This is a genomic window from Chitinivibrio alkaliphilus ACht1, from assembly GCF_000474745.1.
In the GTDB taxonomy this organism is placed as follows: domain Bacteria; phylum Fibrobacterota; class Chitinivibrionia; order Chitinivibrionales; family Chitinivibrionaceae; genus Chitinivibrio; species Chitinivibrio alkaliphilus.
The window spans coordinates 174194-184900 of sequence record NZ_ASJR01000002.1 but is presented as its reverse complement, the minus strand read 5'-3'; the positions used below and the strand labels follow the sequence as shown (position 1 = coordinate 184900).

General features: G+C 46.7%; 10 protein-coding genes. 2 read left to right on the top strand and 8 right to left on the bottom strand.

Annotated elements, in window-relative coordinates; all coding sequences use genetic code 11:
* Positions 1 to 48: 48 nt before the first annotated feature.
* Positions 49 to 1104 (top strand): hypothetical protein, encoded by a 1056-nt coding sequence (locus tag CALK_RS01805; RefSeq protein ID WP_022635928.1) that lies wholly within the window; start codon positions 49 to 51, stop codon positions 1102 to 1104.
* On the opposite strand, the gene CALK_RS01800 is transcribed toward CALK_RS01805, so the two are convergent.
* The 8 genes from CALK_RS01800 to CALK_RS01765 all read right to left on the bottom strand — a co-directional run bounded on the left by CALK_RS01800 (position 1087) and on the right by CALK_RS01765 (position 9331).
* Complete coding sequence (locus tag CALK_RS01800) at positions 1087 to 1554, bottom strand: Crp/Fnr family transcriptional regulator (protein WP_022635927.1); 468 nt, start codon at positions 1552 to 1554, stop codon at positions 1087 to 1089. The two genes, CALK_RS01805 and CALK_RS01800, sit on opposite strands and share 18 nt — an antisense overlap.
* 36 nt (positions 1555 to 1590) lie before the next feature.
* Positions 1591 to 2862 carry a 3-phosphoshikimate 1-carboxyvinyltransferase gene (aroA, locus tag CALK_RS01795; protein WP_022635926.1) on the bottom strand — a complete coding sequence of 424 codons (1272 nt, stop codon included), beginning with the start codon at positions 2860 to 2862 and terminating at the stop codon, positions 1591 to 1593.
* A gap of 5 nt (positions 2863 to 2867) precedes the next feature.
* Positions 2868 to 3731: a shikimate dehydrogenase gene (gene aroE / locus CALK_RS01790; RefSeq protein ID WP_022635925.1), complete on the bottom strand. Its 864-nt coding sequence runs from the start codon at positions 3729 to 3731 to the stop codon at positions 2868 to 2870.
* Positions 3731 to 4417 carry an RNA methyltransferase gene (locus CALK_RS11890; RefSeq protein ID WP_022635924.1) on the bottom strand — a complete coding sequence of 229 codons (687 nt, stop codon included), beginning with the start codon at positions 4415 to 4417 and terminating at the stop codon, positions 3731 to 3733. Before CALK_RS11890 ends, aroE begins: the two co-directional genes overlap by 1 nt.
* Positions 4418 to 4427: 10 nt before the next feature.
* Complete coding sequence (locus CALK_RS01780; protein WP_022635923.1) at positions 4428 to 5144, bottom strand: anaerobic ribonucleoside-triphosphate reductase activating protein; 717 nt, start codon at positions 5142 to 5144, stop codon at positions 4428 to 4430.
* On the bottom strand, positions 5141 to 7213 hold the full coding sequence (locus CALK_RS01775) for a ribonucleoside triphosphate reductase (protein WP_022635922.1): 2073 nt from the start codon (positions 7211 to 7213) through the stop codon (positions 5141 to 5143). Before CALK_RS01775 ends, CALK_RS01780 begins: the two co-directional genes overlap by 4 nt.
* Before the next feature lie 235 nt (positions 7214 to 7448).
* Positions 7449 to 8747: a PorV/PorQ family protein gene (locus CALK_RS01770; RefSeq protein WP_022635921.1), complete on the bottom strand. Its 1299-nt coding sequence runs from the start codon at positions 8745 to 8747 to the stop codon at positions 7449 to 7451.
* Entirely contained in the window at positions 8747 to 9331 is a 585-nt protein-coding gene (locus tag CALK_RS01765; protein WP_155851764.1) for a hypothetical protein, read from the bottom strand. Before CALK_RS01765 ends, CALK_RS01770 begins: the two co-directional genes overlap by 1 nt.
* A 219-nt stretch (positions 9332 to 9550) precedes the next feature.
* On the opposite strand from CALK_RS01765, the gene CALK_RS01760 reads away from it, so the two are divergent.
* Positions 9551 to 10654: a hypothetical protein gene (locus CALK_RS01760; RefSeq protein ID WP_022635919.1), complete on the top strand. Its 1104-nt coding sequence runs from the start codon at positions 9551 to 9553 to the stop codon at positions 10652 to 10654.
* The last annotated feature ends 53 nt before the right edge of the window (positions 10655 to 10707 follow it).

Below are 10707 nucleotides of genomic sequence, written 5' to 3'. Positions count from 1 at the left end.
CATATAACCCGTCTTCACATAAGGCGGGTTTTTATACAGGGAGCTATTATGATTAGATTGGCTCTGGTTTTATTTTTCTTTTTTTCTACGCTTCACGTAGGTGCGGTTGAGCTGCTTACGGTACCATTTCAACGTATGCCTCGTTCGGTCAAACGGATGCAGTTTAACTCTGGTGGAGCAAGTACACTCTGGGGACCGGGGCAAACCTCCGCTGTAGGTGCTTCCCTGCTTCCGCTGCATGGGGAATCAGAACGAAACCACTCCCTTTCTGGCGCTCATATTAATTTTGATGATGGAAATAAACACCTCTTTGTGGGTGCATATTCAACAGATCTTTTTCCCGATGTTGCTCTTGGAATAGAACTTTCGCGACTTCGCTCCTTTAGCGGTCCCGATACAATCGACTACAATGCTCTCTACCTTGGAGTTTCCCATCTTCATTCACAAGGACGCGACTCGTATCTCTATACCGGCGTAACCGTCTCTCTCCACACAGTCCGTGATGACCTTGGCATAGTCGCCCCACACCAAAACCTTTCAGAGGATGAAAAAACAGATACTTACGGGGAACACCTGCTCACCGCCGATATTTCCCTGATGGAATTTGACCTCTACAACGGGGCAAATTTTGCCCTTGTCCTTGAAAACATTGTGGGCTATCGTTGGCTTGAAAATACGGTACAGCGAAGCAGTGCTTCTAAGAAACGCCACTCCGTGGGAAAATGGACAGGCTCACAACTTCGCTCACTGCTCATTTCTGGGGCAAACAATATTGCAATACCTCATACGGAATCACGCCTCATCATTCCCATGGATGTTCGCTTCTGGGGCCCACTCAATAGAGATCTTCGTGAGAGAAGCAAGATGAGAAATCGGATTGAATTTTTTACGGGAGCAGAGCTTGTGCGGGACTCACGCCTTGGCCTCGTCTTTGGCTATGCCTGGAAAAATGAAACCGTTACCACTGATCCCATCCATGACATCCCCCATCTTCGTCCTGAACATTCAATCAGCGGTGGGCTGTCTTTCTACCAATCTAACATCAGTATCCATGCTGCGTTACATGATAACCACTGGGGAGTTGAGTTAATCACGGGTTTCTAAATCTCGAAGATATTCACTGCAACGATGCAACCGTCGCGCCAGCTCTCGGGACATATTTAGAAGAAGCAGTGTAAACAGCTCGATATCGTTCTCATACAATGAAGATAATACCTGTCGTGTTAGCACAAGAAGAGTTGCTTTTTCCGTGATAACAGCCGTAGTTCCATGCGCTTGTATCCCAATGAATGAAGCTTCTCCCATGGAATCACCTGGTGAAAGCTCAACCATTTCCAAGGGGGTGTGAGCATAGTTTTTCACTAATTTCACCCGCCCCCGGAGTATGATATATATAGCATGGGAAGGATCACCCTCACAAAAAAGGATCTCTCCCTTTTGTAAAGAAATTTCTTCCGAATAATAGAGTATCTTATCAAGAGCAGCAGGAGGGACAGCCCCAAAAATGGAGATGTCCTGCAATAACCGTAGAACCTCTAATTTATCAACGGGCATGTTTACTCTCCGAGAAAAGCCTTCACACCCAGTATATCATATTTTCTGTAAATGTCCACCTAGTACAGTAAAATCATCATAAAATGAGGGATAGGTGACATCTGCTGCCTCAGCTGTGTCAATTTCAGTCTCCCCCGACGCGATCATCCCCGCGAGGGCTAAGGCCATCACTACCCGATGGTCTTCATGTCCGGACACGGCGGCTCCATGGAGCGTACTTTTACGAATGATAAGTCCATCATCCAGCTCTTCAATATCAGCACCCATCTTACGGAGCTCATCAGCCATAACAGCAATTCTATCTGTTTCTTTTATTCGTGCCTGAGCAACATTTTCAATACGTGTTTCTCCTTCTGCAACGGTCCCTAGAACAGCCAAGGCAGCAATTGCATCAGGCATGGCATTAAGATCTATGGTCGTCCCATGCAACTGCTGAGCAGAAACGGTTACACTTTTTCCCTCTATGGTAACGGTTGCCCCCATACGACGAAGAATATCAAATACTCCCTTGTCTCCCTGGGGATCTGAAAAATCGAGATTGTGTAAAGTCACTGATCCGCCCGTTACTGCGGCACCAACAGCTGCAAAGGTGGCAGAGGAAAAATCACCGCTTATTTTCTCTTCTATGGGACGATACTGCTGATCTCCATATACAAGAAATTTATTAAAGCCACTGTTTACTTCATAGGATATTTCCATTTTATCAAGCCACCACAGGGTCATTTCAACGTAGGGTTTTTCATTTAACTGAGGAACGGAAATCACCGTATTTCCTGGAATAAGCGGGGTTGTCATTAGTAAAGCAGAGAGATATTGAGAGGTGGTTCCATCGACGGTTATGTCTGTACCACGTAAACTTCCGTGTACTGAATAGGGCAAATGTCCGTCTTTTTCAGTGCATTCGTAGCTCCCCCCCAAATCTTGTAACGCCTGCAAAAGAGGCCCCATGGGACGCGATCTAAGGGAGGCATCACCATCAAAACAAACAGGTGTGGTGCTTAAGGCTGCTGCTAAGGTAAACAAGCGCGTCGATGTACCGGAATTTCCCATATCAATCATGGGTACCTTGGGGGTAATAGCACCGCCGGTTCCTTGGACTATAAGAGTCTCACCTTGTTCAGAAATTTCCGCACCAAGGCATTTAGATGCATGAAGCGCAGAAACGCCATCCTTCGAGAAAAGAGGTTTTAATATCACCGACTCCCCCCGTGCAAGGGTCGCTATGAGAAGAGCACGAATTGTATGTGATTTTGATGCGGGGATATCAACTGCACCCTGAAGACGAGACTTTGTAACTAACCATTTCATATTCTTTACACCTTTTTTTGAAGTTCAGATATGGAAAAAATATCCAGGGGGACCTCAACCCCCGTCCAGTGCCGCTGCGATTCCAACCCCTGTAGCAAAAGCATACGCAAGCCATTCTGGCAGGCGCATCCCTGTTGTGCAGCTCCGCGAAGAAGAGCGGTCTCTGCCGGATTATAAATAGCATCAAACACATAGGTATGTGATGAAAGCAGGGACGTATCGAAGGGAGTCTGGCTCTCATGGGGATGCATTCCAAGGGGAGTACAATGTATAAGGAGGTCTATACCGGGCAGGACCTGCGCCAAATCATCGGGAAGATGTACGCCGTGAATTCTAGTAGATGTTTTCTCATATACCTCTTCTATGAGGTGAGTAACCTTTTTAGAATTTCGACCAGCAAGGATAATATCCCCCGTTTTCCCTTCATGAGCAAGTACCATAGCAAGGGTCCGAGCGGTACCGCCATTACCAACAATGAGAACACGCTTTCCCTGAGGAGAAAAACCGTCTGCTGTGAGAGCACGGAAGAACCCCGCTCCGTCGGTAGTGGTGCCGCAAAGCCGGTGCTCATCCCAATAGAGTGTATTTACCGTGCCAGTAAGCTGCGAGAGCGGTGAAAGAACATCACAAAAGGACAGAATTTCTTCTTTATACGGAATAGTCACATTTGCACCGGCAAACTGAAGAGCCCGCAAGCCATCAATCAATGAAGAAAGCTGTTGTTTCTCACAACCCAAGGGTACATAGACATAGTTCAGCCCCAAAGTTCCATAGGCATGGTTATGTATTATGGGAGAGAGGGAATGTCCTACGGGATTGCCTAACAACCCAGTGATTTTCGTCGTACCATCAATTTCACACACCTTCATTATGTATCCTTACCAATACTTTTTAACAACCCCATAAAAAGGTGTAGCTCGTCACGTGTACACCCCATTTTATGAATAATGCGTCGCATATTATCAGCACGCTGGCCCTTAGTAAATATATCATTGGGAACAGCGTGGGCGAGAAATTTAAAGAGAGACTCCTCTTCTCCATGGGTAGGAGCAGGCTCTGTGGAAGAAGCGTAGACAGGTTCTGCCTGTTCGGCACCATAAGAGAGACTGTACAGGGCAATAGCCGCTGCTTGGCCAAGGTTATAGCTCATGGCGGGAGCACTGGGAATTGTGCACAAAAGATGGCAACACAACATCTCTTCACGGGTAAGACCACAGGACTCACGTCCAAAGACAAGAGCTGACGTTTCTCTACATATGAGGGATTTTTGAAGCTCGGCGAGTGTACGCTTACGAGGCCCCTCTTTAAATGTACGGCGGGAAAACCCAATCACGGTAGTACAATCGGCCACAGCATCTAAGAGCGATTTATATACCCGTGCCGAAGAGAGAATCGGCCGAGCGGATACCCCCGTTATATACGCCTCTGAATGAATTGATTCACCGTGGGGAGAAACTATACGCAGATCTGTGCACGCGTTACATTTCATGGCGCGAGCAACAAAACCAATATTTTTAGGATTTTCCGGTTCTACCAATACTATGCTATAGGACATCGATCACCCCTCATCGTATAATACATTTTTGAGCATACCCCTGAATATATCGGGCCCATTGCTCTATCTCATGTCGCGTATAGGAAGAGCTTCCCGTAAAAAAAGAGGGCGAGTAGATCTCCTGTCGAGAATCAAACTGCTGCAAGCAAACAAGATCTATCCCCGTAAGCATCTTTGCCAATTCAGAAATATCATCGGGAGAAACGACCCCCGGAGCCAGGGTAATACGCACCTCACTTCTACCAGGAAACTCGGAGAGTATGGAGAGACTCTCCGCCAATCGCACCCCACTATCTTCGGGGCCCCCTAGGAGAGATCGGTACTTACGAGGAACTGTTTTGAGATCCATGGCAAGATAGTCTGCTTCTACCTGGGAAAGTATCTCCGGACGCAATCCGTTTGTGTCAACCTTTACACGGTAACCCAAGGAAGAACGAAGATAGCCTACCAATTCAGGAAGATTTCTATGAAGAGTAGGCTCTCCACCGGTAAGAACAACTCCGTCAATGGAATGCTTCCATTGACGAAGAAAAGAGTCTATTTCACCGGGAGGGTCTGATACCGGTACGGGGTCCGGCCGAGCAAGGAGAGCATTATGACAGTAGGGGCAACATAAATTACACCCATCAAAGAAGAGCACCGCAGCGACAGTTCCGGGAAAATCGATAAAACTGTTTTTCTGAAGTGCAACAATACCACGATATAACTCTTCTCTCCTTCCACTCATTTTTGTTCCGACGGTGCTCCTGAGTAGGTGCGACGATCATCATACTCGCTCTTCTTCCCATGATTCCAATTCTTTAATGGTCGGTAATACCCTACGATGCGAGAATACACCTCAGTCTCCTCTCCACAGCGCGGACAGGAAAATTCTTCCCCGGAAATATACCCATGAGAATCGCAAACAGAATAGGTGGGAGAGATGGTAAAATAGGGAAGGCGATACTGAGAAGTAATCTTCTTTATCAACGCACGTACTGTTGCGGTATCACGAATCTCTTCTCCGAGAAAACCATGAAACACAGTACCACCCGTATATTTTATTTGCAGATCATCCTGCATATCAAGAGCTTCAAAGATATTATCTGTTGCCCCGACAGGAAGTTGCGTAGAGTTTGTATAATAAGGCTTGTCATCACCGGAAATATGCATATCGGAAAAGCGTTCGGCATCAGCCTTGGCAAGACGATATGATGTACCTTCTCCCGGAGTAGCTTCAAGATTATAAAGATTTCCAGTCTCTTCTTGATAATCCTGTAGACGACCGCGCATGAAATCGAGGATCTCTCCAGCAAAATGACGAGCCTCTTGATCTGTTAAGGAAGCATCCATAAAATTGCACATCGCTTCGTTCATACCGATCAGGCCAATGGTTGAGAAATGATTATTCCAATGCTTTAAATAGCGACGCGTGTATGGGAAAAGCCCTTGATCAAGAAGTCGTTTAACAACTTCTCGCTTTGTCTCCAGGGAGTCCTTGGCGATATCCATTTGATGTCCAAGGCGTCGGAAAAAATCATCCCGGGAGTCAGCAAGATATCCAATACGAGGGAGATTGATTGTTACTACCCCGATAGACCCGGTAAACTCATCTGCTCCAAAGAGACCGCCGCCACGTTTGCGCAGCTCTCGTTTGTCTAGTTGCAGTCGACAGCACATACTCCGAACATCGCCGGGGTTTAAGTCGGAGTTGATAAAGTTTTGAAAGTACGGCGTTCCGTATTTGCCGGTAATTTGGAATAATAGCTCCGTATTCTCCCCTTCCCAATCAAAATCGTCCGTGATATTGTAGGTGGGGATTGGGTAGGCAAAGCCCCGTCCATCAGCATCCCCTTCCATAAAGACCTCAAGGAAGGCACGGTTGATCATATCCATCTCTTTTTGAAAATCGCCATAGGTTTTTTCATATGTCTTACCACCAATTACCACGGCCTGATTACGCATATCCTCAGGAACAACCCAGTCAAAGGTTACATTGGTAAAAGGCGCCTGAGAGCCCCATCGTGAAGGAGTATTTACCCCGAAGATAAAAGATTGCATGGCCTGCTTCACCTCTTCATAAGAGAGGTCATCCACCCACACAAAGGGGGCCAGATACGTATCTAAGGATGAAAACGCCTGTGCACCAGCCCACTCATTTTGTAGAATCCCAAGAAAATTCACCATTTGATGCATGGCCGTATTTAAATGTTTTGGCGGTGCAGAGGATATCTTATTGGGTACGCCTCCAAGGCCCTCTGCAAGAATTTGCCGCAAGGACCATCCTGCACAGTATCCAGAAAACATGGAAAGATCATGAATGTGAATATCACCCTCTTTATGAGCGTGGGAAATATCTCGGGTATAGATATTTTCCAACCAATAGTTTGCCGTTATGGCACCGGAATTATGGAGTATCAACCCTCCCAGGGAGTAATTTACATTGGAGTTTTCGTTCACCCGCCAGTCGCTTTTTTTCAAATAACCATCCATGGTATGTTCAATATCAAGAAGGACATCCTTGGTTGTCCGAATTTTTCGATGCTGTTCTCGATAAAGAATGTAGGCCTTAGCAACCTTGGCATGGCCGTTTTTTATAAGCACCTTCTCAACCATATCCTGCACTTGCTCTACGGCGGGTATGGAGTTTGCATGAAAATGCTCTTCCATAAGCGCTTCCACCTTCACGGCAAGCTCTTCTGCCATGGCCCGATCTTCCCCCCCCACAGACTCGGCAGCACGAAAAATCGCTTCACTAATAACACCTCTATTGTACGGTTCTAATCGTCCATCACGTTTTCGTACAGTATGTATCATACCTTTTCCCCCTAACACGGTTCTGTTCATTATTCGAATTCTCAATATATAAAAAAAACACAACAAATTGTGTGTAGCCTCATTTTTTAACACAATATATGCTATCAACAGATATCAACACCCCCTGTTGATATCTGTTGATATTCCCTTAAATAGAGAGTGAGACACAGAATAAAAGATCGATACTTTTGCGTATCGATCTCATAGAAAAGAAGAACAAGCATAGAGAAAACAACTAAAAACGATAGCGGAACCCGAGCTCTCCCTGAACGAATGATTCCTCTTCATACATATTGTTGTCCCAACTGCTGTATTCTACAGAATATTCTCGCGGAAACCCATACCGTACAGAAAAATCGAGTCCGGCCTGTGAAGAAAAGTCAACCCCCATCCCTGCAGAAAGGATATGAAGCTCTCCCGTATTACCGTAGACATCAGTTCTCTCAAACCCATCATCCCAGGAGAGACGATAGTTATGCATATCTGCTTCACGATAGGTGTAGCCCAAACGCACCGCATGAGCCTTACTCAAGCGATATTCTGCTCCAAATGCACCAAGCCCCTTCCAATAGGACCCTGGCTCTCCAGATCGAACCGAACTCAGCGGAGCTGACGCTTCTGCCTGTACCGACAGGGTCAGTGAAGGAAGAAAGAGCGCTGCTCCCCCCTTAATACGCAGAGGGCGATAGAGCTTAGCCGTATCGAAAAATAAAGCATCACGTACATACGACCCCGACACACTATTATAAAAACGGTGCGTTTGCTCCATGGTAATAACCTGCGGAAGAACCACGGTCATCCCAACAGAATAACGAGGGTCAGGAGACACCATCATACCCACCCGAGCATCATATCCGAAAAAGGATCGCTCGTTTTCCTGAAGAGAGTTCTCAAAGTTGTAGGGATGTCCTACCATATTAAACACATTTTTAAAACTCTGTTCCTCCTCACCCATCACAAGAGAAAGAGAAAGACCAACACCGACCCCATGCGATATCTGCGCACCAACGGCCGTGGTCAGGTAGTAGAGATCACCTGTACTGAGAAAATCCAAAGAGCTAAAATAGACAGAATCGCCACGCTCCAAGACCTGCACATTTCCCGCCCCATCTAGATACACGCTCGTATCGGGAAACCCGCCATAGCGGTCATAGCCCTGCACATCATAAACATCTCCCATGGTTTCCGGCGATGAAAGAGAAATACTATACGCCAACCCTCCCTGCAGAACGGGAAATGAACGGACATAGGAAATAGAACCGAGCCCGATAGGAGTCATATGATCAGAAAAATCTGCCCCGTCAAACCGCGTTGTTTTTTCTCGCCGCCCCCCCCGAAGAGACCCCTGAAGCTCGCTAAAGGGAATATAGGCAAGCCCTGCTGGATTATACCAGAAAGCAGAATGATCTGCTGCTATAGCCGTGTAGGCACCACCGAGAGCCTGCGCACGAGCACCGACACCCCATCTGTAGAGTAAGGGGTCATCGGCCCACAGGACAAGTACCATGATAAGTATAGATATGGCAATCTTCATTATCTCCCCCTTCCTCGACGACTATCCCGAACATCTCGCGAAGTATCACCCTCTCGCGGTTCACTCCGTGGCTGCTCTCTACTGCTATCCCGCGATGAACTGCGAGACGCAGGCTCTCTGCTCTCACCGCCACTCCCAGGGCTATAATACTGAGACGAAGAAGATGATTCATCATCCGTATCGCGGTCAATAATTACAAGAGTATCCCGTCTGCCCCTCCCATAATACCATGGATCATACCAATATCGGGGATACGACACACCCCGATATCCATAGCGAAAAGAACTACTGTAGTAGCGCCAATAGGGGCTGTGTTGATCATATCGACGAAGCTCCCATCTGCCCCACGGGTCCTCACGCCAAATCCACACCTCGCGATCGCGCTCACGGATAATCACCGTATCACGCGGGGCTGTCTCTTGCGACCGTATCACTTCATACTCTGCCGTATCTCTTCCCTCCTCCGGAGCAATTGTGTCAGCAGTGCGGCTCTGGGCCGTACGCGGTGCCCTCCCCGAATAGCCCACTTGAGTGTAACAGGCGTTGGTCAAAAACAATATCCCCACAACAAGAAATAATTTCATAATTCCCCCCATGTAAGTCTTCTCTTGTATACTCTATAAATATACACTATACAGAGTACGAATAGTACCGGCAAAAACGGCACTCCTTCGAAGTTTTTAGTCCAAGAATTTGTTACGTTCACTCTAATATCAGTAAAAAAAGAAGATTGTTCTTGCATTCAGCCACCTAAGATGATACTATGCAAATAAATAAGTAAACCCATAACTAAGGAGTGCCCTATGGTAAAAGCAGTAATCGTTTGTTTGGTCATGATCGCAACCATTTCTGCACAGCAACCCCAGCTTGAGTTCTCTCCTACCGGATCGGTAGTTATTCAAGCACAAAAAGATCTCTATGATAATGATCGTAGTGATAATCTGGATAACTGGTTTGGTCGCCTAGACTTGGGCGGAGTGGTGGAGTCAGGACGCCACTCTGTAGATGTAATGCTACGATTCTATCCTGAAGGATTTGGCCACGACTTCCGCGGCCCCGGCATGAAAACCGTTGATGTTATGGAATTTCATCAGGGATATCAAGTTATTCAAGGTCCGGGGACATTCCCCATCTACATCCCCTATGAAGACACTACCATTGTAGGGCAGGACACAATCATGGACATGGAAAATATGCAAGAATTCTCCATGGAGAGAGTGCAAATACGACGCGCCCTGTACCGATATGACGGAGATATGCTTAACCTTACCATTGGAAGAGACCTCATTTCCGAAACAGAAGGAAAGATCTTTGGAAATTATATTGATGAAGGAATTCACGGTAGCGGGTTTCTTGGGAAAGGCATCTTTGCAAATTTCCTCTCCTTGGAAAAACAGATGGATATGGCCTCCCTTACGGTGCTCTTAGAAGCCACCTCCGCAAACCTTAACACGGGGAATCTCCGAACATGGTTTGATGTCACGCCCATGGAAAATCTTGAAGTGGGCCTTGGCTATAAAAGCAACATCTTTGATAAAGTTTATGATGATGACATGGACGTGATCCATAGTCTTGCCCTTAATACGGCCTACACTCTTCCGTCACAGGTCACACTTTTTGCGGAAACTGGTGTAAAAGATCTTCACGAAGATCTCGACGCCTACGCACCAGTGCTTCTCGGCGCAAACATTCCTCTTCCGGGAATGGTGCGATATGTGCAAGTTGAGACTGAACTGCTCAAAACAGGAGATCGGGAACGTCTTACGGGAATAGAAGATACCCCCGTACTATACGGCATTAGCTCATGTGTAGAGCTCAACGATAACGTTGAGTTTGCCCTTGGTTTCTTTTCTGCCTATGATGCAGAAAAACCGACCATCGCAGCTGAGTTTCGTGGCGGCTTTTAAAACAAGTCATACTGACTATTCTTACCGGGGCGCGTGACAATCACCGCCCCTTT

Bases quoted from the DNA above. Each gene is read 5' to 3' on its own strand.
- CALK_RS01770 (WP_022635921.1), bottom strand. From the start codon at position 8,747: ATGAAGATTGCCATATCTATACTTATCATGGTACTTGTCCTGTGGGCC.
- CALK_RS11890 (WP_022635924.1), bottom strand. From the start codon at position 4,417: ATGTCCTATAGCATAGTATTGGTAGAACCGGAAAATCCTAAAAATATT.
- CALK_RS01760 (WP_022635919.1), top strand. From the start codon at position 9,551: ATGGTAAAAGCAGTAATCGTTTGTTTGGTCATGATCGCAACCATTTCT.
- CALK_RS01805 (WP_022635928.1), top strand. From the start codon at position 49: ATGATTAGATTGGCTCTGGTTTTATTTTTCTTTTTTTCTACGCTTCAC.
- CALK_RS01800 (WP_022635927.1), bottom strand. From the start codon at position 1,554: ATGCCCGTTGATAAATTAGAGGTTCTACGGTTATTGCAGGACATCTCC.
- aroE (WP_022635925.1), bottom strand. From the start codon at position 3,731: ATGAAGGTGTGTGAAATTGATGGTACGACGAAAATCACTGGGTTGTTA.
- CALK_RS01775 (WP_022635922.1), bottom strand. From the start codon at position 7,213: ATGATACATACTGTACGAAAACGTGATGGACGATTAGAACCGTACAAT.
- CALK_RS01780 (WP_022635923.1), bottom strand. From the start codon at position 5,144: ATGAGTGGAAGGAGAGAAGAGTTATATCGTGGTATTGTTGCACTTCAG.
- aroA (WP_022635926.1), bottom strand. From the start codon at position 2,862: ATGAAATGGTTAGTTACAAAGTCTCGTCTTCAGGGTGCAGTTGATATC.
- CALK_RS01765 (WP_155851764.1), bottom strand. From the start codon at position 9,331: ATGAAATTATTTCTTGTTGTGGGGATATTGTTTTTGACCAACGCCTGT.